The organism is Paraburkholderia sp. BL21I4N1 (assembly GCF_002973525.1).
Classification (GTDB): Bacteria; Pseudomonadota; Gammaproteobacteria; order Burkholderiales; family Burkholderiaceae; genus Paraburkholderia.
Window position 1 is genome coordinate 346,884 of the sequence record NZ_PVEN01000001.1, and the last position, 21,056, is coordinate 367,939.

Here is a 21,056-nt window from a genome sequence, read left to right on the forward strand (position 1 = left end):
GCGGCCGTTGCTCGAACCTAGCTTGATAGCAATCCGCGTTCCTGCTGATAGGCGGCGCTGGCGCGCGTCGGCGTTGGATGGTGGGGATTCTATCCGGCCCCGACGCGGTTGGCGAACGGCAGGTGGGGCGGGACACGGCGCGGCGCTGGCGGCGCGCCGTATACAATCCCGCAGCGGCCGTTTTTTTACCGGCTTTTGCTCGCTCGTTGCCAATCCTGACCTGATCCCATCCATGTCGAATCCGACCCGGGCCTTTCTTCTTGGTCCGTTGCTGAAAGGCGTTTCACGCTCCTTCTATCTCACGCTCCGCGTGCTGCCCACCGGCATGCGCGATCCGATCGGCCTCGCGTACCTGCTGGCGCGCGCCGCCGATACGATCGCGGACACCTCGCTGATCTCGCCCGAACAACGCCTCGCACTGCTGCTATCGCTGCGTGCCCAGGTGAACGGCACGCCGGTCGACGGCACGCTGTTCCATCGCATGGCCGCCGAGGTCGCGGGTCAGCAGACCCAGTCGGATGAAAAAGTCCTGCTCGAATCGCTGAGCCCCGCGCTCGACGTGTTGTCGCAATTGAGCGAGTCCGATCGTAAGGCCGTGCGTGGGATCGTCTCGACGCTCACCGAGGGCATGGAATTCGATCTGCGCACCTTCCCCGACGAACGCTCCGGCCAACTCGCGGCGCTGCGCGACTACGACGACCTCGATCGCTACACGTATCTGGTGGCGGGCTGCGTCGGCGAATTCTGGACCACGATGACATACGCGCATATGCCGGGCACCCTGAAAGAGGCGCCCGACACCATGGAGCGCCGCGGCGTGCGTTTCGGCAAGGCGCTGCAGTTGACCAACGTGCTGCGCGATTGCGGCAAGGATTTGCGGATCGGCCGTTGCTATCTGCCGCAGACGCTGCTGGATCGACACGGCCTAAGCCCACACGACCTGCTGCTGCCGGCCAATTCCGCGCGCGCGAAGCCGCTGCTGGTCGAGTTGCTGCGCAAGTCGCTCGAGCATTTCCGCGAAGCGCTCGACTACACGCTGGCGATTCCCGCGTTTTCCGTGCGTTTGCGGCTCGCGTGTCTGTGGCCGATTCTGATCGGACTGGAGACGCTGTTGCTGCTAGTGGATAACGACGTGTGGCTCGATCCGCAGAACGTGTCCAAAGTACGGCGCAACCGGGTGTATCAGATCATCGGCTCTTCGCTGTTGATGGTGCCGTCGAACGGTCTGGTGCGCAACGCGATCGAAACACGCATCGCGCAGATCGAAGCGCGTTTGTAGAGCGTTGGTAGCGCCTCTATAGCACCTCTGTAGGGCGTCGATGCGAAATGCACGCGGATGACATGAACGGCGTCCGCCTGCATCGACGGCCCACGCTTCACGTTCAGTGTGGGCGAACGTACTGAATCAAAAGCCCATGAGCCTTAGTTTGGCGGACAACCTTTCGTCCGCTTCCGGCTCATATGGCGCCCTCCGGCAAACCTCATTGCGACACGCTCGACCTGATTCGCGCCCTGGCGGCAGGCACGGTGTGCGTCAGTCATCTGCGCAATCTGATGTTTGCCGATTACCGCGCGAATGCCGGCATCGGCCTGGCGGCCAAGGCTTTCTATTTCGTCAGCAACTACGGCCACACCGCGGTGATCGTGTTCTTTCTGCTGAGCGGCTACTTTGTCGGCGGTTCCGTGCTGCGGCAGACCGCTGCGGGGACGTGGAGCTGGCCGCGCTATCTCACCGAGCGACTGTCGCGACTCTGGGTCGTGTTGATCCCCGCGCTGCTGCTGACGCTGTTTTGGGATCGCATGGGCATCGCGCTCGCAGGCGGGCCGTTTTATCTCGGCACCGAGGGCACGTTCGATCAGCAGATCAACGTCGCGTCGCATCTCGGGCAGGCGACGTTCGCGTGCAATCTCGTGTTTCTGCAAACTCTCGCATGCGGCACTTATGGATCCAATGGACCGTTATGGAGCCTCGCCAACGAATTCTGGTACTACCTGTGGTTTCCCGCCTGCTTCGTCCTGTTGCGGCGGCGCCGGGACATTCGAGCATGGGCCGCCGTGGCGTTCGGGGTGGGCACGATGATCGCGTTTCCGTCGCTGCTGAGCGGTTTCGGTTTGTGGCTGCTCGGCGTGTTGCTCGTGGTGCTGGAGCAGCGCTTTCCGGCGCGTAGCGCGCGAACCGGGTGGCCGTGGTTCACGCTCGCCAGCGGCTCGGTGCTGCTCGCCGCGCTGGTGTGCTCGCGTCTATTCCTGCTCGCCAACGACTGGATCGTCGGCGTACCGTGTTTCGTGTTTCTGCGCTGCATACTCTGGGAAAACGTGAGATTGCGGCCCGCGCTGTTATCGCGCATTGCGATTCGTTTTTCAGGGTTCTCGTATTCGCTGTATCTGACGCACTTCTCGTTCATTCTGTTTGTCGCCGCGGTGGTTGTCGGGCGACGCATTCCATTCGACGGACACGGCGCGCTCGTGTTCGCGGGCATGCTGGCGCTCTGTTATGCGTACGCGTATGCGGTTTATCTGCTATTCGAGCAGAACACGCGGCGCGTGCAACGCGGTCTCCGGCAACTGCGTTTTCTAGGGATTAGACCTGATTCACCCGCGCCGCATAGTTCATCGCACGGCGGCATCGGTTGATTTAATCTGGGTCATTGAAACCCCATCAATCGGGAAACCCCTAGGACCGTGCGTCCATGGTTCGCGTTAGTCTCTTCCAAAGAGGAGACGAACCCATGAGACAAGCGTTCTACATTGCCGTGGTGTTGCTGCTGGGCTATCTGATGGCGGATAGGGCGTTGATGCGCGCGCAAGCCGGAGAGATCGGCACCATTACGTGCCATCAAGGCGCGGCGATGGTCAAAGCCAACGCAATGAAAAAAGGCTTCGGCGACGTCGGGGCCAGCAGCCAGGGCGAAAATTTCCTGTCGAGCTGTCTCGTCACCGGCCGTGGTCAGGTGGGCGATCTGATCGCGCGCGAATGACCGGCGTGTGACATAACGGGCGCGGAGAAAAAGCGCCCAGACCGCATGGATCCAGGCGAAGTCATCGGGAGCCCGATGACGGAGGTACCGAATACACAACTGGCCCGCGATCGGGGAAACTCGGTCGCGGGCCAGTTCGTTTGAGTCGTCGCGCGTCTGAACGGCGCGCTGGGTGTTGGGCTTAGTGGCCGAAGTAAGTCGACTTCGGACCGTTATCCAACGCCACCGGATGGCCGCCTTGCGACGAGCCGCTTACCACACCACCGTAACCCGATTGCGCGGCCTGCGCGGTGCCGTTCTGTTCGGCGACGCGAGCCTGGGCGGCTTGAATGTCAGCCGGGTAATACGGGTCGGCGCGACCCGGTTGATAACCGGCCTGTTCGAGTTGAATCAATTCCGAGCGCACCTGGGCGCGAGTCACGGGCTGGTTGGATTGGGCAAACGAAGCAACGGGAGCAGCCAGCGCAGCGGCGATAACAACAGCTTGAATGAGCCATTTCATGATGAACTACCTCCAGTTCGGGTCTTTGTAGCGCTACGAACGTTGTTGTTCGTAGTCAGTGATTACATTGTAGTTTTGCGATCTGGGCAGAGTAATCACCAAAATAGGTAATGTTTGTTGTGAAATCTGAGACAAATTCCCGGCACTCCCGCAGGTGACGAGCGGGGCCGCATCCGAGAGGTGCGGTCTCGAAGAACTTCGTTTAGCAGCGGGGAGATCAGGCGCCGAGACGTTATTGTTCGGCGACACTCAGAGCGTCAGGCTGTCTTCGCCATGACAGGGCGGCGGATGGATTGCGATAAATTTCAGGCATTAATCAACTACGTTATCCGAATCAATCTTCCGCCTGATTCACGACATGGAAAGCTCCGGATCGCAAACGGGAAGACGTTCGTAAACCTGCTCCAGCACGCCCGATTTTCGCCACGTCATATACCGGAGATAGCAGGTCTGTTGAGGAGGAAAAGTGGCGGGAAGCCTGTGCCATTTTTCCTTATGCTGATGTAGCCAGAGTATGGCATTGAGAATTTCCCGATCGCTACGGCGGGGCCGCCCGCGCGCAGAGGGAAGTTCGGGAAACAGACTCTGGACGCGAGCCCAATCGGCGTCGGAGAGAGGGATGTGTAGCATCGGCTGCCTGAATGACTATGTGGAGGAGTCGCGGTCGTCGCATGCTGCGCTGAAACCGATACTAGTTAATCTTTTTGGCTCGGTCAAACGATCTTGCGCTGATATATCGCAATGAAAACGTTTCTGCTTTCACTCCTTTCCGTGATGTTGCACGGCGTGCTGTTTCACTGACTGCAGGCGATTTATCACTGTCGTCTCGCGCAACCATTGTGATGGGCGGGTTCGCGTAACGCGATGCGTGACGCTACGTAACAAGCGAACCAGAACGCACGTTTTCGAAGTGGGAGAGGCGCATGGCGAGGTTTTATATCGCGGCCGTGAAGCATTGCCCTCCGTGATTTCGCGCTACCACCCGTGTTTCATACCACTGTTGTGATGGCGCTTGGCATAAGCTGTGCGTACGTTAGCGAGGTTCAATCAATTTCGTATCCGCCATGCACACGCTCGACTACCTCCAACCCTTCTCACCTGCAACTACATTGATCGCGCGTGCTGCGTGTGCTGCGCAGAACGACGCGGACGATTCGCGTGATGCGTCGTCGGGTCTGAGTGAACTCGAAAGCCGCGTTCGCGATGGACTCCGCGCGGGCGAGTTTCATCTCGTGTATCAGGGGGCTTATCGTGCGCCGGGTGTCGCGAGTGCCACGAGCGGCACGCCGGCGCGTCTCGAAGCGCAGGTGCGTTGGACACATCCCGATTACGGTTTGCTGCTTCCGGGCATCTTCATGATGCCGCTCGACCATCCGCAGCTCGCGCTAGACATGGCGCGCTTCGTGGTGGACGGCGTATGCCGTGAATTGCGCGACTGTCTCGCCGCGCGGCTGCCGCTGAGGCCGGTTGCGATCACGGTGCCCGCACAAGTGGCGATACTCGGTTCGTTCGCGGAAGATCTCGTGCGTGTCGCGGCGTTATATGACGTGCCCGCGCATCTGCTCGATATCGAAGTGGCCGATAGCGCCGAGGCCGCAAAACTCCTGTCGTTGCGCACGCTGACCGCCGGTCTGCGCGACGCGGGCGCCGGCATTTCGCTGGGCAAGTGGGGCAACGGCGCGTCGTCGTTGGCGCTGCTCGGTACGCTCGACGTCGACACCATTACCCTTGCACGCGATTTGATGGCCACCGTGCCGCGCGATTCACGCGCGAACGTGGTGATGACCGCGCTGATGGATCTGCTCCATGCACTCGACGTACAGGTGGTCGTGAACGGCGTCGATACCGACGCGCAACTGCAGTGGTTGAAGCGCTGGCCGCAAGCCTTGTTGCAAGGGTCGCTGTTCTCGCGGCCGCAAGCGGGTTTGGCCAGTGTGCTAACGCGACGGTTGTGAAATAGTGCGCCGGTCGATATCGACCGGCGTTCGCGGTGCGTCGCGCTGCGTGCCGATATCCCGTTCCTAGTGGAACGCACGGGACAGTCTCGCGAACAATCCATTCCTGGCGATCCATTCGGCGTAAGCCCGGTAGTCGGGATCGTTCATCAGGTGTCGCTCTTCGGTCTTCGCGCGCAGGAAATACAGCATGTTGACCGCTGCGAGCGCGAAGCAATGCGTAAGCGCGACCCGCCAGCCCAACGGTTCGATGAACGGCACCGCGACCATCCAGTACGACAGATTCTTCGCAATGTAGGCAGGATGTTTGGTGAACCGGTAAGGCCCGGATGTCACGATGCCGCGGTTGGTCAGGTTCGAAAACCGCAAGCCGAATGAGATCGTGGCGAGCGCGTAGCACGTCAGCAACGCAATGATGACGGTGCCCCAGATCACTCGCAGTACCGGCACTGAAATGAGCCAGTTGTCCCAGAACATCGAGCCTTCGTAATGGAGGTACTGGTTCGAGATCAGCGACCAGAACGGCTGATAGCAGATCAATGCGACGAGCCAGCCGAGCGCGGTCGGTTCCGCGCTGCGCACGTGACTGTCGAGTATGCGCAGCGTGCACAGGTAGCCCACCGTGCCGAACATCAGATCCATCGCGAACGACAGGTCGTACATAAAGCGGAATGTCGCCAGCGAGAAGGGCGCGTTCAGCGCGATCGTCAGCGATGCGTTGAGGTTGTCCGCGTTGGTGGACAGGTAGACGATCATCAGCGGCAGGAAGAATGCCTTCACCATCCAGCCGGCCAGCATTTCGCGCACCGGGCGCCAATTCGCCGGACGCTCGCCGCGAAACAACAGACGCGCCCACAGCAGATAAGCGTCGTCGGTATCGCGCTGATGGCGGTCCATCCACGCGAAGTAAAACGGCGCGACGACGACAACATACGGCGCGAGTGTGCGGATCAGCGACCAGAACGGGTTGTAGAACGCGCCGTGATATTCGGGCAGCAGCCAGTAGAGCATGCCGATGCCCGCGTAGACCGAGGTGAGCGCGGCCAGACGCGCCGTCACTCGCGCGAGACTCAGCGGCCGCACCGCTCGGCTCGTCAGGCCGGCGCTCGGGCGTAGATAGACGCGGGCGACGAACAGTTCGTAGGTGGCAATGGTCGCGATGATCGCCAGACAGGCGACGGTGCTGCGAGCCGCGCCGTCGAGCGCGGTGCTGTCGCGCAGGAGCCAGAGCGTGCCCAGGCCGGCGGCGATGCCTAGCAGGCCGACGGAGAAGGGCGTCGCGGTTTGCGGCCGGGTGTCGCGGACGTGCGCTACGGTATCGAAGGTTGAGTTCATGTCATCCTCGTAGTCATGACAACAAGGGCGGCCGGGTTGTTGGTTTTTTGAGGCCCGGCCGCCACGCCTTAAGCGGTGATCTACTTGCCTGCCGCGACGCCGCCGAGCAATCCGCCGACCAGGTTGGTCACTGGCGCAAGCGGGTTCTTGCTGGCCGAACCGCTGCCGCCCGAACCGCTGGCCGAACCGCCTGTGAGGCCGCCGAGCAGTCCCGTCACGGGATTGGTAGCGGCACCGCCTTGCGACGCGCTGACGCCGCCCGTCACGCTGACCGTCAACGAGCCGACGAGGCTAACGACCGGCGTGAGCGGACCACCCGCGCCGGCACTGCCGCCGAGCGATCCGACCTTGCCGAGCAGACCCGTGATCGGCGCCAACAGACCGCCGGCACCGCCCGCGCCGCCTGAACCGCCGACACCGCCAAGTGATCCCAGGTTGCCGATCAACCCCGTCAACGGCGGAATCGAGATCGATCCACCGCCCGCACCGCCGAGTCCACCGAGCGGCCCGAGCAGACCCGTGATCGGTGCGAGCGGATTGGTGGTCGCGCCGGTGAACAGGCCGCCCGTGCTCGTGACGGTTTTGCCCAGTTGGCTCACTACGCCGCCGATGTCCTTCCCGACCTGATCGCCAGTCGCGCCCGACACCTTGATGCCGGCTGCGTCGAGTCCGTTGCCTAGCGTGCTGAGCAGGTTGTTGAGCGGAGAGCCGAGACCGGTGGCGTTGCCGAGCGTCTGCGTCGTGTTCGAGACGGTCAGCGTGATCGGATTGATCGCGGAGCTGAGTTGCGTCTCGAGTTGCTGAACGGGCGCGCTGGAAAGCGCGGTGTTCAATCCCGAGCCGACGGATGTGACGCCTTTGCCCACATCGCCGACGACGCCGCCAAGCGCGGACGTCACCGGAGCGAGCGGCGACAGTGGACCGCTGCCGAGACTCGACACCACGCCGCCGACCGCGGTCACCGCAGCGCCGGTGTTGGAGACCACGCCGGAGGTAGAGGTGAGCGTCGGGCCGAGCGGATTGGCGGCGCTGCCTACCGTGCCGAGACCTGCGGCTGTGCCGTTGCCGAGCACCTTCACGCCGTTGCCGAGATCGGTGAGGGCGTTGCCGAGATTGGTTGTGGTTCCGCTGTCGACACCGGGGATCGATGTGCCGGTGACCTTGCTGCCTGTATCGGCGACGGTCGTGCCCACGGCGGTGATCAGGTTGCCGCCTTGGGTGATGATGTTGCCGAGCGGGGTGGAGGAGGTGCCCGAGGTGCCCGAGGTGCCCGAAGTACCCGAAGTACCCGAAGTACCCGAAGTACCCGAAGTACCCGAAGTACCCGAAGTACCCGAAGTACCCGAGGTGCCGGAAGTACCCGAGGTGCCCGAAGTACCCGAAGTACCCGAAGTACCCGAAGTACCCGAAGTACCCGAAGTACCCGAGGTGCCGGAAGTACCCGAGGTGCCGGAAGTACCCGAGGTGCCGGAAGTACCCGAGGTGCCGGAAGTACCCGAGGTGCCGGAAGTACCCGAAGTACCCGAAGTGCCGGAAGTACCCGAGGTGCCGGAAGTACCCGAGGTGCCGGAAGTACCCGAGGTGCCGGAAGTACCCGAGGTGCCCGAAGTACCCGAGGTGCCCGAGGTGCCCGAGGTGCCCGAGGTGCCCGAAGTACCCGATGTGCCTGATGTACCCGAAGTGCCCGATGTACCCGAGGTGCCCGATGTACCCGAGGTGCCCGAAGTGCCCGAAGTGCCCGAAGTGCCCGAAGTGCCCGAAGTACCCGAAGTGCCTGAGGTGCCTGAGGTGCCTGAGGTGCCTGAGGTGCCCGAAGTGCCCGAAGTGCCCGAAGTGCCCGAAGTGCCCGAAGTGCCCGAAGTGCCCGAAGTACCCGAAGTACCCGAAGTACCCGAGGTGCCCGAGGTGCCCGAAGTACCCGAGGTGCCCGAAGTACCCGAGGTGCCCGAAGTGCCCGAAGTACCCGAAGTACCCGAGGTGCCCGAAGTACCCGAGGTGCCCGAAGTACCCGAGGTGCCCGAAGTACCCGAAGTACCCGAAGTGCCCGAAGTACCCGAAGTACCCGAAGTACCCGAAGTACCCGAAGTACCCGAAGTACCCGAAGTACCCGAAGTACCCGAAGTACCCGAAGTACCCGAAGTACCCGAAGTACCCGAAGTACCCGAAGTACCCGAAGTACCCGAGCTCCCCCCTGACGTCCCCGAAGTCCCGCCTCCGGAAGTCCCACTTCCTGAAGTCCCCCCCAACCCACCGCCGCCTAGCCCGCTAGTACCGCCGGGGCTAATCGTCGATCCACAACCATAGAGGGCGAGTAATGTTGACGTCGCGACAGCGATGGCTGTCCGACCGGCGAATTTGCGCATGATGTCCCCGTTGAGCTACTAATGGTGGAGTCATCAATGCAAGTTGCACGCCAATTGTGGCTTATGGCTCGATCGGTCGAATTCAATAAAAAATGATCGTCAGTGCCACCAAAAATCAGAATTTACTTCGACAAAAACGCAATTTCACCCTTGTTGGCAAGGCCATGTTCCGATGCGTGCTACGTAACGTCCCGAGCCGCCGTAACGGAGCGAAGCCACCCAAACGACCGAAGCGGACTCACACCACCTGGCCGTCAACCGAGTAGCTCCATCGCCGCACCGTCAACCACGCCGCAACCACCCGCTTAAAACGCAGCCGCATAAATCGCCAGCGCATCGGCCTCGCTGACCGGCCGCGGGTTGTTCACCAGCAGCCGCGTCTGCAACATCGCATCGCTCGCCATCCGCTCCAACCCGCTGATCTCGATGCCGACGTCGCGCAGTCGCGCCGGAATCGCAGTCGCCGCGATCATCTGTTCGAGCCGCTGGATCAGCGCCTGAGTTTTGCTCTCGTCACTACCCGTCACGCCGGGCACGACGACATCGGCAAGCTCCGCATACAGCGGCGCCGCAGCCGCGGCATTGAAGCGCAACACGTGCGGCAACACGAGCGCATTCGAAAGCCCATGCGGCACGTGATAAATACCGCCAATCGGATAAGCCAGCGCATGCACCGCGGCGACCGGCGCGTTGGCGAACGCCTGACCCGCGAAGGTCGCACCCAGCAGCATCGCCTCGCGGGCCTGTCGGTTGTGGCCGTCCTCGCAGGCGGGCAGCAGATTACGCGACAGCAGATCCAGCGCTTTTACCGCGAGCAGATCGGAAACCGGATTCTTCAGATGCGCGGACGTGTATGCCTCGATGGCATGCACCATCGCATCGACACCGGTGGCCGCCGTCGCCGCGACGGGCAGCCCGAGCGTGAGTTCCGCGTCGAGAATCGCCAGATCCGCGATCAGTTGCGGCGCGACCACGCCCATTTTTTTCGCCTCGCCGACCGTCACGATCGACACGGCGGTGACCTCCGATCCGGTGCCTGCGGTCGTCGGCATCTGAACGAGCGGCAGGCGCGACGCGGTGACCTTGTTGACGCCGTACATCTCGCTGAGCTCCTGCTGCCGTTGCGGCGCCAGCACGGCGATCAGTTTCGCCACGTCCATCGACGATCCACCGCCGAGCCCCAGCACGAGTTCGGCGCCGGCCATCCGGGCCCGCGACGTCGCTTCGAGCACGATGTGTTCGGGTGGATCGGCGATCACGTCGTGGATCACGGTGGCGTCCCAGCCGTGCGCGGCGAGATCGGCCAGCGCCGGATCCAGCAACCCGCTCGCGTGAAGAAACCCGTCCGTCACCACGCACACGCGCGTCAGCGCAGGAAATTGCGCGCGCAACAAAGCGCCGAGGCGGCGCGCCGCACCGTACTCGACGACGAGCGTCGGCACGGTTTGAAAACGGAAGGCGTTCGTCATGCCGTGTCTCCTGGCACCATGTGACTCGACACCTCGCGCCGATCGAGCAGCGGAATGATGGTGCCGAAGCCAAGGCGCTGAAAGTGTTCGGTTTCGCGATGGATAGCGAGACCATCGGCGTCGCTGTACTGCTCCAGGATCACGAAGTGGTCCGGATTCAGCGGCGAGCGGAAAAATTCGTAGTAGAGATTTTTGGGCTCGGCGCGGGTGGCTGCGGCGAGTTCCGTCAGCGGCGCGATCAGCGCATCGCCGTTGCCGGGTCTGGCGAAATAATGGGCGATCACCTGCAGATAAGCATGGGCCATCGAACGACTCCAGCAAGGTGGTAGGTCAACGCGCGCCGGGCGCGGCGCGAGCTTGGGCATACGCATCCGTTTTACCAGATTCGGATCGTTTTGCTCACGAGGCTCGACGCGACGGGGCCGCCGTCGCGCATCGCGACGAACCTCGACTCGGCCCTGCGGCGAACGATCGCACCTTGAAGCGCATTCAAAATGTATATTGAGAATCATTCGCGTTTGCGATAAATTGGCGCCCTTCCTTTTAGAAAGCGGAGCGAATGTATGGCTGAGGTGCTCGTCAGGCGGGAGTCTTCGACAGCGATACCTTTGTCGGCGGGAAGCGCCGGCGTCGCTTGTCCGTCGGGGCCGCAGCGCACGCGTAACCGCAACCGCCCGGTCGATTGGGAGAAGGGCGCGCTGCTCGACGTACTGATCGACCACCGGCCGATGCTCGTCGATCTCGCGCTCGGTGTCGTGGGCTGCGCGTGTGTTGCCGAAGACGTGGTGCATGACGTCTTCATCAAGCTCATCGACTTCCGCGATCAGGGCGCCGTGCGCCAGCCGCTGGCTTACGTGACCCGTATGGTGCGCAATGCGTCGATCGACGCCTTTCGTCGCCAGAGTCTGGAAGAGAGTTATCACGCCGACCACGACGATGGTCGGCACGTGGCGTCGCCCGAGCCCTCGCCCGAAGCGACACTGCTCGTGCGCGACACGCTGCGGCACGTCTATAACGCGCTAGAACAATTGCCGCCGCGTAGCCGCACGGCATTCGAAATGGTGCGCCTGCACGAGGAAACGCTGCAGAACACGGCCCGCGCACTCGATGTCTCGCAGACACGGGTTCACCTCATGGTGCGTGACGCCGAACGACATTGCGCCGACAGTCTCGACGCCTGCAATCGCGGCGTGACCGGTCCCGCGTTTTGCAGCGGGCGCGGGCGTCGGCGCTAGAAACGCGTCACGCGAACTTCACCTGTCCTAACACGAGTCGCACCGAGCGCTTCGTCGTGCGGGGCACTTCTCGTCACGGCCCAACTTCCTCGACGCGCTTCCCGAGATCACAAAACTCAGCACGGCGAGTATCGCCACGCCGACGCCCCCATACAACATCACCCAGCCGAACCCCTGCATCAACGCGTCATGCACGATGCCGCCGGCCGGGTCGGTTCGCGCCAATCCCGGGATACCGGCTCTGACCGCATCGACATTGCCCGCTGCGATTTTTTCCGCGAGGCTGCCAAGCGACGCCATATCGAGCGCGCCGGGCAGCCGCGTTTTCAGTTCGAACAGAATGCCGCTCACCAGGATCGCACCCATCAACGCGATGTTGATCGCGAGCGTAATCATGCGCGCGCTCATGTCGATGCCGGACGCCATCCCCGCGCGCTCGGGCGGGACCGCGGCGGTCGTCGTGTTGGTGACGGGGGTATTGGTGAGGCCGAGGCCCGCGCCGGCCAGCACGCAGCCTGGCAACAGGGTCCACACGCCAGGATGCGCGACGCCGCTGCCGAGTTTCATCAGCATGAAGCCGACGCCGATAGTCAGCAGACCCGCCGGGATTGCAATACCCGAACCGTAGCGCAACGCAAGGCGCTCGCCGAGCGGCGGAAACAGCAGCGTGGGCAGCGTATAGGCGAGCAATGCCAGACCGGCGCTCACGCTGTCGTAGCCGAGACCGATCTGGAAGTAGATCGGCAGGTAGATCATGAACGGCCAGAAGCTGAAGTTCATGCCCGCCGAGCCCATCAGCGCGCCGGAAAACCGCGGGATCCGGAACACCGAAAAGTCGAACATGGGCCGCGCGCTGAAGCGCTCCGCGCAAAGAAACGCCACGAAGGCGAGCGCCGTCGCCGCGAGAACGAAGATCGCGCGCGGACTCGTGAGTCCGAGCTCCGACACCTGCGTGATGAAGTACACCAGACCGAACACCGCGAGCGACAGCGTGACGATGCCGGCGACATCGAGCGTATGCGCGTGCGGATCGCGCGATTCCCGCACGCCGCCGAACACTAGCATCAACGTAACGACGGCGAGCACCGCGTGCACCCAGAAGACCCATTGCCAACTCGACACCGCCACGATCATGCCGCCGATGATCGGCCCGAAGCCGAGCCCGATGCCGAAGATGATGCCCCACGCGCTGAATGCGCGAGCGCGCTCGGGACCGTCGCTGAACTGATGCGACAGCACGGCCACCTGACAGATCAGCATGGCGCCGCCGCTCGCGCCTTGCAGCAGACGCGCGACGATCAACGTCGGCACGCTTTCCGCGAGTCCGCAGATCAGCGAGGTGACGCCAAACAGCGCGATGCCGACGACGAAAATCCGGCGCCGTCCGAAGCGGTCCGCCAACGTGCCGGTCGCCATCAGCACGGTCGTGACGGCGAGCGTGTAGGCATTCATGATCCACTGCATGCCTTTGAAGTCGCCGTGCAGTACCCGTTCGAGCGTCGGCAGGATCACCGGCACGCTGGAGATTTCCAGGCCGAACATCAGCGACGCAAGACAAACCGCGCCGAGCGCCAGCGTGTTCTTGCGGACCGAAAAAAAGCCGAGGGACCGCACGGCGGCGGGTTCGGCGAATTCGCCAGATTCGAGCGTTGGTTCGTCGGGTCGTGGCGGCGCGTTGGAATGTGTGGACATGAAATTTCACCTCGATAGTCGGCGGGCGTGGCCACCGTGGAATCGGTAATATAGGGGGAATTCATGTCCCGATTGACACGTTTAAATCCCAGAACTGCGTCGCATAAGGACCCAATAAGGCAAAAAATGAGCGACATTCTCGATGGTGTGACGACATTCGTGCGTGTCGTCGAAACGGGCAGTTTCGCGCTGGCGGCGGAACGCCTGGACCTCACGCGTTCGGCGGTGGGCAAAGTGATCGTGCGGCTCGAAAAACGGCTCGGCGTGCGGCTGATCAATCGGACCACGCGCAGTCAAAGCCTCACCGAAGACGGTCAGGCCTACTACGATCGCTGCGTGCGCGCACTCGCCGAACTCGAGGCCGCCGAAGCCGATCTCGACTCCGGGCGGCGCGAGCCGAAAGGGCGTCTGCGGGTCAGCGTGCCGCAGTGCTTCGGCCATCATTGCGCGGCGCCGGTGCTGCTTGAGCTGGCGCGCCGTCATCCGCAATTGACGATCGACATGTCGATTAGCGATCGCTTCGTCGATGTCGTGGAAGAGGGTTTCGATCTGGTCGTGCGGATCGGGCCGCTCGCCGACAGCGTGAGTCTCGCGGCGCGCAAACTCGGCACGCAATACGCGAGTATCGGCGCGGCGCCGGCCTATCTGGCGCGGCACGGCACGCCGCGCAATGTGGACGAACTACGCGGGCACTCGGTGATCGCGTATGTGCGCGGCGGCATGCCCATGCCGTGGGATGTGGTCGACGTCGATGGCCAGGTGCGTCGCGCGCAGGTGCATCCGCAGTTGTGTTTCGACGATATGCAGGGGATTGTCGACGCGGCGGTCGCGGGCTTCGGGCTGGCGTGGTTGCCGAGTTGGCTGCTGGCGCGTCATGCCGGCAAGGGCGAATTGGTGACGGTGACGGAAAATTGTTTCCGGCCCGCGCAGGAGATTCACGCGGTGTGGCCGAAGAGCCGGTATCTGGCGCTGAAGACGCGCTACGCGATCGACGCGCTGGTCGCCGGGATTCCGCCGATGCTCGGGGCGCCTGCGGCTGGTCAGGTCAAACCAGGCCAGGCGTCCCGATCGAGTGCGTCGCTTCAGAACAGCAACGTCGCGCTAGCCACGGCGGTGCGCGTCGGCGAAGGCGATACGAACGACCCCCATGCCGTGGTCCAGTAGCGACGGTTCAGCAGATTGTTGATCCCCGCGCGGAACGTCACGTCCTCGCCAGCAATTTTCGTTTCGTAGCGGCCGCTCAGATCGTAGGTGACATACGACGGCACGAACAGCGAGTTGGCGGCATTGACAGCCTGGTTGCCCACATATTTGCCGCCGAACGCCAGCGTCAGCGGACGCAGATACGCCGGGTTGTACTCGATACGGCCGGTCACGGTGAAGCGCGGCGCACCATACACCCGCTTGCCGTCGATGTTCGGATCGTCCACGTCCACGGCCTTCGCATCGAGCCACATCACGCCGCCCATCACGCGCCATTCGTTCGTCAGCGCGAGCCAGCCGCTGGCGTCGACGCCCGTGTAGCGCTTGGTGCCGTTCTGCACGAAGTAGTTGCTGACGTTCGTGTAGTTGTAGCCCTGGTCGACGCGGAATAGCGCGACGTTGGCGCCCCACTTGGCGTGATCCGTCTTGAAGCCGATTTCATACTGCTTGCTGCGCATCGGGCCATACGTTGCGGGGTAGTTCAGGTTCGTGTTGCTGGCCGCGCCACCCTGTTCCAGCGATTCGACGTAGCTGGTGTACAGCGTCGAGTACGGATCGGTTTTGAACATCAGCGCCAAGGTCGGCGTGACCGGGCTCGCGCTGTATTGCGACGTCACGGCGGCCGTCGTGTCGTAGACGTTCTGGCGATACTGCGTGTACCGCACGCCAAGCAGCGCCGACAGGCGCGACGTGAATTGCACCGTATCACTTGCGTACACGGCGGCCTGCGTGATGCGCTGCTGACGATACAGGTCCGAGCCCATGCTGACTTCGCTATTGGTCAGCAGCGTGGTGTTGTACAGATTGCCGGTGCCGAGCGCGTAGCCCATGTTCCAGCCGGTGCTGTTGCTGTACTCGCTGGTCTGCGTCTGGAAGCCCGCGCCGACCACCACGTCATGCTTGATGCTGCCGGTGTTGAACTGGCCTTGCACCATCGCGTCGACGTTCTGATAGAAGTAGCGCGTCATGGCCGCATAGAGCGTGTTCGTGTAGTTGCCCGCCGTGTCGGTGACGTACAGGAAGCTATCCGAATTGGTGCGGTTCTCCTTGGCGAAGCGGTACTTCAGGCTCGCATGCCAGTTCTCCGACAGACGGTAATCGAGCCCCGTGCCGAACGAAGCCATTTCGGTCTGGTAGTAGTTCTGCGGCTGGGTCAAACCGGCAATGTCGATCTTGCTCGCGTCCGGAATGCCGCCGGCGCCGATGCCGAGACCGAACAGCGTGCCGTTGGTCTTGCGCTTCTGGTAGAACGCGTCGGCGGTCCAGGTCAGGTCCGGCGTGATGCGGAAGTCCAGTGCCAGCGACGCCACCTGGCGGCGCACGTGGCCGTTCGGTTCCGCCGTGTTGCCGTCTTCGTTGACGAGGTTCAGCCGGTAGCCGAAACGGTTGTCGTTGCCGAAGCGGCCGCCCAGGTCGAGCGCCTCGGTGAATACGCCGGCCGACTTATAGCCGAGGGTGAAGCTGCGGTACGGCGTGTCGGTCGGCCGCTTCAGCACGTAGTTGACGATGCCGCCCGGCGAGCCGAAGCCATACATGAAGCCCGACAGACCCTTGAGCAGTTCGACCTGCTCGAACGGTTCGAGCGACAGGTCGGTGTCCCACGAGGGGAACGACTGGCCGTCCACCTTGACGCTGTTCAGCGTGTCGATCGGCATGCCGCGCACGTTGAACATGGAGTTTTCGGCGAGCGCGTTATCGCTGCTGATCGACACGGCCGGGTCGTACTTGAACAGGTCGTTGGCGGTGGTTGCGAACAGATCCTGCGCTTCGTCGCTCGTCACGACGTGGGTCGAGAACGGCGTGTCGACCTGCTTGCGCGATCCCAGCGCGCCGGCGCTAACGGTATCGGCCTGCGCCACGGTGGCGTCCTTCGATGCCGAAACCTTCACGGCCGGCAAGGTGGCGGCGGCGTCGCTGGCCGGGGCGGCTTGCGCCCATCCGTTCGACGACAGGGTGGACAGCGTCAAACCCACGCTAACCAGGAGTCCGGCGCTAAGCAGCGACGGAGCGCGGCGCGGGCCGCGCGCAAACGCCGGACGGCCGGCGATAGAAAGATTCTGCATATTGTTCGAGTTGGACAGGCTGACACCGCCGCGCACCAAAATGATGCGAACGGCATCTTGCGAGCGAGTGACGGTTAAACGGATGGTGAAAAACGAGCGCACGAATGTTAATGCATCTGATTCGCATTAACAATCTTTTTGAAAGCTAACAAGTCATCTATAAGACATCTGTCGTAAGACCTAGGGCATTCGCCTCAAAGCCTTATCTGGCGGGGCTCGACCCCATCGAGCCCGGTTCCGCGACATGTTTGTTTAACAGCGAATAGAGGAAAACACGCATATACTCACGGTCGGGCCGTAAAAAGTAGTGCCGTGCATCGCGCGGCGTTTTTGCAGCTTCGTCGCAACCTCGCCGGCTCAGCGCTACCAAACGCTCTGTCTATCACTTCACCTAGCAAAGCCTCGAACATGTCCACACCGCCGAAGATCATCTACACCCTGACCGACGAAGCGCCTGCACTGGCGACCTACTCGCTGCTGCCGATCGTCAAGGCGTTCACGCGCTCGTCCGACGTGATCGTTGAAACGCGCGATATCTCGCTTGCCGGCCGGATCATTGCTGCCTTTCCGGACTACCTGAGCGCGGAACAGAAGGGTTCCGACGATCTGGCCGAACTGGGTGGACTTACCACGCGTCCGGAAGCGAACATCGTCAAGCTGCCGAACATCAGCGCATCGGTGCCGCAACTGAAGGCCGCGATCACCGAGCTGCGCGATCAAGGCTTCAAGCTGCCGGCTTACCCCGACGTCGCCACGACCGAGGCTGAAAAAGACGTCAAGGCGCGCTACGACAAGATCAAGGGCAGCGCCGTCAACCCGGTGCTGCGCGAAGGCAATTCGGACCGCCGCGCGCCGTTGTCGGTCAAGAACTACGCTCGCAAGCATCCGCACAAGATGGGCGCGTGGACGGCCGACTCGAAGTCGCACGTCGCGCACATGAGCGGCGGCGATTTCTACGGCAGCGAAAAATCGGCGCTGATCGCAGCGGCCGGCGCCGTGAAGATCGAACTGACGGCCGCGGACGGCGCGAAGACGGTCCTGAAAGAAAAGACCAACGTGCAGGCGGGCGAGATCATCGACGCGTCGGTGTTGAGCAAGAACGCGCTGCGCAGCTTCATCGAAGCGGAAATCGCCGACGCGAAAGCCAAGGGCGTGCTGTTTTCGGTGCACCTGAAAGCCACCATGATGAAGGTGTCGGATCCGATCATCTTCGGTCAGGTGGTGTCGGTGTTCTACAACGACGTGCTGACCAAGCATGCCGAGGCGCTGGCGCAAGCCGGCTTCAACCCGAACAACGGTATCGGCGACCTGTACGCGCGCCTCAAAGACCTGCCGGCGGCCACGGTCGAAGCGATCGAAGCCGACATGAAGGCGCAATACGCCGCGCGCCCGCAACTGGCCATGGTCAACTCGGACAAAGGCATCACCAGCCTGCACGTGCCGAGCGACGTGATCGTCGACGCGTCCATGCCGGCCATGATTCGCGAGTCGGGCAAGATGTGGGGCACCGACGGCAAGCTGCACGACGCCAAGGCCGTGATTCCGGACCGCTGCTACGCGGGCGTGTATCAGGCGGTGATCGAAGATTGCAAGAAGCACGGCGCGTTCGATCCGGTCACCATGGGTACGGTGCCGAACGTCGGCCTGATGGCGCAAGCCGCTGAAGAATACGGTTCACACGACAAGACGTTCCAGATCCCGGCGAACGGCGTGGTCCGCGTGACCGACGCGGCCGGCACGGTGCTGATCGAACAACCGGTGGAAGCCGGCGACATCTGGCGTATGTGCCAGACCAAAGACGCACCGGTGCAGGACTGGGTCAAGCTCGCGGTGAACCGCGCCCGCGCAACCGGCACGCCGGCGATCTTCTGGCTGGACGCGGCGCGCGCGCACGACGCCCAGATCGTCAAGAAGGTCGAGCAATACCTGAAAGACCACGACACCACCGGTCTGGACATTCGCGTCATGACGCCGGTCGAGGCAACGCAGTTCTCGCTGGACCGCATCCGCGCCGGCAAGGACACGATCTCGGTCACCGGCAACGTGCTGCGCGACTACCTGACCGACCTGTTCCCGATCATGGAACTGGGCACCAGCGCGAAGATGTTGTCGATCGTCCCGCTGATGGAAGGCGGCGGTCTGTTCGAAACGGGCGCGGGCGGTTCGGCGCCGAAGCACGTCCAGCAACTGGTCGAAGAAGGCTTCTTGCGTTGGGATTCGCTGGGTGAGTTCCTGGCGTTGGCGGCGTCGCTCGAGCACCTGAGCAATGCGTATCACAACCCGAAGGCGCAAGTACTGGCCAAGACGCTGGATCAGGCAACCGGCAAGTTCCTCGACAACGACAAGTCGCCGGCGCGCAAGGTCGGCGGTATCGACAACCGCGGCAGCCACTTCTACCTGGCCATGTACTGGGCGGAAGCGCTCGCTGCGCAAACCGAAGACGCGGCTTTGCAGGCGCAGTTCGCCGGCGTGGCGAAGGCCATGGCCGACAACGAAGCGAAGATCATCGAAGAACTGGCCGCTGCGCAAGGCAAGGCCGTGGAAATCGGCGGTTACTACCGTCCGAACGTCGAGCTGACGAGCAAGGCCATGCGCCCGAGCGCCACGCTGAACAAGATCGTGGACGCGGTGGCATAAAGAAGCCGATGTGCTAGCCAGGGTAGCCGCAAAACCTGCGCAAACCGCACGGAAGTCAGCAGTAAGCACGACGATGGCGCTCTCGAGCGCCATCGTCGTTCTCACTTCTACGTGGGCAGCCGTCATACCGGCCCTCACACGTGAACGATTTCCCAATCGCTGAGCTTCTCTGGAATTTCAAGCGACGAAGTGTCGTCGCCTTCGGACAGATGCGGGCAGATCAGACCACGCGCGAGGTCGTCGGCCGCCTGTTGCGGGCTATTGAATTCACCGAGCGTCTCGTTGCCGTACGTCGCTTCCCAACCATCCTGTCCCGGCAAAATGTAGAACGCTCCCTGGGTCGAGCCAAAGCGAAAGCCTTTCATTTTCAGTCTCCCAATTGCCATTTAAAAACCGCTGTGCCGGTGCGGTTTCGTGCGCGAGGCTGGGGAGCGTCGTACCGCCTGATCGTCCCGTCCAACTTGCCTCGACTGCATGAAGCGCCGGCTCTTGTAAAAGAGTCTACGTCAGCGGGTTGCGGCGCAAGCCGTTCTTAGATGGGGCGATATAACAAAAAATATCGTTTAAAAATAATGGCTTATGTAATTCATTTTGCGATGTGCAATGCGGGGCGACATTGCGAAATGGCGAATTTGTGCCACGCACCACGATTTTTTACGAAGCAAGCGTTCATGCCACATCGTGAAATTTTTGGGCTTGGGTGCGACACGAATACGGGCTGATTGATCGCGATGCTTAATTTCGAGGCATCGCCGGCGAGTTCAGGGCAGCACTCGGCGCAGAAAATCCAGCAGCACGCGATTGAATTGCCCCGGTCTTTGCAGCGGCGCGAAATGGCTTACGCCGGGCAGCGCGATCAGCACCGCATCGGGAATCGTGCGGGCAAGATAGTCGGCGTGTTCCGGCTTGATGAACTCGTCGTGTTCGCTCTGCACGATCGCCACCGGCACGCGGATCTGGGCCAGATCGTCCACGCTATAGTTGGGTTGCGTCTGCATCATCTCGCTGACCGCGCCGACGAACGCGTCGAACTCGCCGGGCGTCGCCGAGAGTTGCGCGTAGTCCTTGCGATGCCGACTGAAGCAACGGTCGATCAGCGGGGTCGGCACGAACGGCAGCGTGCCGCCCGGGTCCATGTTGCAGCCGAAGAAGAACACGCCCGCCACGCGTTCGGGCGCCTCGCTGGCCAGCACCAGCGCGACGCAAGCGCCGTCGCTCCAGCCGGCGAAGGCGACGCGGTCGAGTCGCAAGCGGTCCATCACGGCCAGCACGTCGGACGCCATTAACTCGTAGCGGTACGGTCGCGTGTCGCGCGTGCTGCGGCCGTGGCCTCGGCTGTCGATCGCCACGACGCGATACCCCGCGCCGAGCAGCGCCGGAATCTGGTAACCCCAGTTGCCGCTATGTCCGAGGCCGCCGTGCAGCAGAATCACCGGCGCGCCGACGCCATAGGATGCGTACCAGATTCGTGCGCCAGCGTGCTCGACATGGCCGTGATCGTCCGACACCGGCAGCCGCGCGGCGCCGTGGGCGTCGAAATGGGCGAGGTCGTCGTCGTGGGTGTCGAGGAACGGGTCGGTGGTCATGGGCGTCTCCGTGGCGTTACGCCGGGATGGAATCGCAA

17 protein-coding genes and 2 pseudogenes are annotated in these 21,056 nt (G+C 62.7%); 9 read left to right on the forward strand and 10 right to left on the reverse strand.

Annotated features, from left to right (window positions below; all coding sequences use genetic code 11):
* Positions 1-232 precede the first annotated feature (232 nt).
* From B0G83_RS01590 to B0G83_RS01600, 3 genes are all read left to right on the forward strand, one after another.
* The gene (locus B0G83_RS01590; RefSeq protein ID WP_105505679.1) at positions 233-1,279 is read left to right on the forward strand and encodes a phytoene/squalene synthase family protein; all 1,047 of its coding nucleotides are present in this window, start codon (positions 233-235) and stop codon (positions 1,277-1,279) included.
* Between the two features lie 182 nt (positions 1,280-1,461).
* The gene (locus B0G83_RS01595; RefSeq protein WP_105505680.1) at positions 1,462-2,634 is read left to right on the forward strand and encodes an acyltransferase; all 1,173 of its coding nucleotides are present in this window, start codon (positions 1,462-1,464) and stop codon (positions 2,632-2,634) included.
* A gap of 95 nt (positions 2,635-2,729) precedes the next feature.
* Entirely contained in the window at positions 2,730-2,978 is a 249-nt protein-coding gene (locus B0G83_RS01600; RefSeq protein ID WP_105505681.1) for a hypothetical protein, read from the forward strand.
* A 181-nt stretch (positions 2,979-3,159) separates the two neighbouring features.
* Here the strand turns inward: B0G83_RS01600 and B0G83_RS01605 are convergent, their stop codons facing one another.
* Together B0G83_RS01605 and B0G83_RS39520 are read right to left on the reverse strand one after the other, a co-directional pair.
* Entirely contained in the window at positions 3,160-3,480 is a 321-nt protein-coding gene (locus B0G83_RS01605; protein ID WP_105505682.1) for a DUF4148 domain-containing protein, read from the reverse strand.
* 351 nt (positions 3,481-3,831) lie between these two features.
* Entirely contained in the window at positions 3,832-4,110 is a 279-nt protein-coding gene (locus tag B0G83_RS39520) for a transposase (RefSeq protein WP_081936286.1), read from the reverse strand.
* 434 nt (positions 4,111-4,544) lie between these two features.
* Here B0G83_RS39520 and B0G83_RS01615 point away from each other — a divergent pair, with 434 nt between their 5' ends.
* Positions 4,545-5,435 (forward strand): EAL domain-containing protein, encoded by an 891-nt coding sequence (locus tag B0G83_RS01615; protein WP_105505683.1) that lies wholly within the window; start codon positions 4,545-4,547, stop codon positions 5,433-5,435.
* A gap of 66 nt (positions 5,436-5,501) precedes the next feature.
* Here B0G83_RS01615 and B0G83_RS01620 read toward each other — a convergent pair whose 3' ends face one another.
* Together B0G83_RS01620 and B0G83_RS01625 are read right to left on the reverse strand one after the other, a co-directional pair.
* A complete protein-coding gene (locus tag B0G83_RS01620) occupies positions 5,502-6,770 on the reverse strand; it encodes an isoprenylcysteine carboxylmethyltransferase family protein (protein WP_105505684.1) in 1,269 nt (422 codons plus the stop codon).
* Between the two features lie 80 nt (positions 6,771-6,850).
* A complete protein-coding gene (locus B0G83_RS01625; protein WP_308701373.1) occupies positions 6,851-7,963 on the reverse strand; it encodes a collagen-like triple helix repeat-containing protein in 1,113 nt (370 codons plus the stop codon).
* Between B0G83_RS01625 and B0G83_RS39525 the strand changes: the two are divergent.
* Positions 7,875-8,525, forward strand: a pseudogene (locus B0G83_RS39525) (hypothetical protein); the annotation flags it as partial. The gene B0G83_RS01625 and the pseudogene B0G83_RS39525 overlap by 89 nt on opposite strands.
* Before the next feature lie 42 nt (positions 8,526-8,567).
* A pseudogene (locus B0G83_RS39530) lies at positions 8,568-9,047 on the forward strand (hypothetical protein); the annotation flags it as partial.
* 391 nt (positions 9,048-9,438) lie between these two features.
* Here the strand turns inward: B0G83_RS39530 and B0G83_RS01630 are convergent.
* Both B0G83_RS01630 and B0G83_RS01635 read right to left on the reverse strand, forming a co-directional pair.
* Positions 9,439-10,602 (reverse strand): iron-containing alcohol dehydrogenase, encoded by a 1,164-nt coding sequence (locus B0G83_RS01630; RefSeq protein ID WP_105505686.1) that lies wholly within the window; start codon positions 10,600-10,602, stop codon positions 9,439-9,441.
* Positions 10,599-10,907 carry a putative quinol monooxygenase gene (locus tag B0G83_RS01635; RefSeq protein ID WP_105505687.1) on the reverse strand — a complete coding sequence of 103 codons (309 nt, stop codon included), beginning with the start codon at positions 10,905-10,907 and terminating at the stop codon, positions 10,599-10,601. Before B0G83_RS01635 ends, B0G83_RS01630 begins: the two co-directional genes overlap by 4 nt.
* A gap of 258 nt (positions 10,908-11,165) precedes the next feature.
* On the opposite strand from B0G83_RS01635, the gene B0G83_RS01640 reads away from it, so the two are divergent.
* A complete protein-coding gene (locus B0G83_RS01640) occupies positions 11,166-11,837 on the forward strand; it encodes an RNA polymerase factor sigma-70 (RefSeq protein ID WP_105505688.1) in 672 nt (223 codons plus the stop codon).
* 27 nt (positions 11,838-11,864) lie between these two features.
* Here B0G83_RS01640 and B0G83_RS01645 read toward each other — a convergent pair whose 3' ends face one another.
* The gene (locus B0G83_RS01645) at positions 11,865-13,529 is read right to left on the reverse strand and encodes an MFS transporter (RefSeq protein ID WP_105505689.1); all 1,665 of its coding nucleotides are present in this window, start codon (positions 13,527-13,529) and stop codon (positions 11,865-11,867) included.
* A 126-nt stretch (positions 13,530-13,655) separates the two neighbouring features.
* Here B0G83_RS01645 and B0G83_RS01650 point away from each other — a divergent pair, with 126 nt between their 5' ends.
* Positions 13,656-14,693, forward strand: coding sequence for a LysR family transcriptional regulator (locus tag B0G83_RS01650; RefSeq protein WP_105505690.1), 1,038 nt, complete (start codon positions 13,656-13,658; stop codon positions 14,691-14,693).
* On the opposite strand, the gene B0G83_RS01655 is transcribed toward B0G83_RS01650, so the two are convergent.
* Positions 14,612-16,795: a TonB-dependent siderophore receptor gene (locus B0G83_RS01655; RefSeq protein WP_105506528.1), complete on the reverse strand. Its 2,184-nt coding sequence runs from the start codon at positions 16,793-16,795 to the stop codon at positions 14,612-14,614. The two genes, B0G83_RS01650 and B0G83_RS01655, sit on opposite strands and share 82 nt — an antisense overlap.
* 408 nt (positions 16,796-17,203) lie before the next feature.
* Here B0G83_RS01655 and B0G83_RS01660 point away from each other — a divergent pair, with 408 nt between their 5' ends.
* Positions 17,204-19,432, forward strand: a complete 2,229-nt coding sequence (locus B0G83_RS01660; protein WP_105505691.1) for an NADP-dependent isocitrate dehydrogenase — start codon at positions 17,204-17,206, stop codon at positions 19,430-19,432.
* 134 nt (positions 19,433-19,566) lie between these two features.
* Here B0G83_RS01660 and B0G83_RS01665 read toward each other — a convergent pair whose 3' ends face one another.
* A complete protein-coding gene (locus B0G83_RS01665) occupies positions 19,567-19,797 on the reverse strand; it encodes a hypothetical protein (protein WP_105505692.1) in 231 nt (76 codons plus the stop codon).
* Between the two features lie 396 nt (positions 19,798-20,193).
* Complete coding sequence (locus B0G83_RS01670) at positions 20,194-21,018, reverse strand: alpha/beta fold hydrolase (protein ID WP_105505693.1); 825 nt, start codon at positions 21,016-21,018, stop codon at positions 20,194-20,196.
* Positions 21,019-21,056 lie beyond the last annotated feature (38 nt).

Coding starts and splice junctions, on each gene's coding strand:
- B0G83_RS01590 (WP_105505679.1), top strand. CDS start 233: ATGTCGAATCCGACCCGGGCCTTTCTTCTTGGTCCGTTGCTGAAAGGC.
- B0G83_RS01595 (WP_105505680.1), top strand. CDS start 1,462: ATGGCGCCCTCCGGCAAACCTCATTGCGACACGCTCGACCTGATTCGC.
- B0G83_RS01600 (WP_105505681.1), top strand. CDS start 2,730: ATGAGACAAGCGTTCTACATTGCCGTGGTGTTGCTGCTGGGCTATCTG.
- B0G83_RS01605 (WP_105505682.1), bottom strand. CDS start 3,480: ATGAAATGGCTCATTCAAGCTGTTGTTATCGCCGCTGCGCTGGCTGCT.
- B0G83_RS39520 (WP_081936286.1), bottom strand. CDS start 4,110: ATGCTACACATCCCTCTCTCCGACGCCGATTGGGCTCGCGTCCAGAGT.
- B0G83_RS01615 (WP_105505683.1), top strand. CDS start 4,545: ATGCACACGCTCGACTACCTCCAACCCTTCTCACCTGCAACTACATTG.
- B0G83_RS01620 (WP_105505684.1), bottom strand. CDS start 6,770: ATGAACTCAACCTTCGATACCGTAGCGCACGTCCGCGACACCCGGCCG.
- B0G83_RS01630 (WP_105505686.1), bottom strand. CDS start 10,602: ATGACGAACGCCTTCCGTTTTCAAACCGTGCCGACGCTCGTCGTCGAG.
- B0G83_RS01635 (WP_105505687.1), bottom strand. CDS start 10,907: ATGGCCCATGCTTATCTGCAGGTGATCGCCCATTATTTCGCCAGACCC.
- B0G83_RS01640 (WP_105505688.1), top strand. CDS start 11,166: ATGGCTGAGGTGCTCGTCAGGCGGGAGTCTTCGACAGCGATACCTTTG.
- B0G83_RS01645 (WP_105505689.1), bottom strand. CDS start 13,529: ATGTCCACACATTCCAACGCGCCGCCACGACCCGACGAACCAACGCTC.
- B0G83_RS01650 (WP_105505690.1), top strand. CDS start 13,656: ATGAGCGACATTCTCGATGGTGTGACGACATTCGTGCGTGTCGTCGAA.
- B0G83_RS01655 (WP_105506528.1), bottom strand. CDS start 16,795: ATGCAGAATCTTTCTATCGCCGGCCGTCCGGCGTTTGCGCGCGGCCCG.
- B0G83_RS01660 (WP_105505691.1), top strand. CDS start 17,204: ATGTCCACACCGCCGAAGATCATCTACACCCTGACCGACGAAGCGCCT.
- B0G83_RS01665 (WP_105505692.1), bottom strand. CDS start 19,797: ATGAAAGGCTTTCGCTTTGGCTCGACCCAGGGAGCGTTCTACATTTTG.
- B0G83_RS01670 (WP_105505693.1), bottom strand. CDS start 21,018: ATGACCACCGACCCGTTCCTCGACACCCACGACGACGACCTCGCCCAT.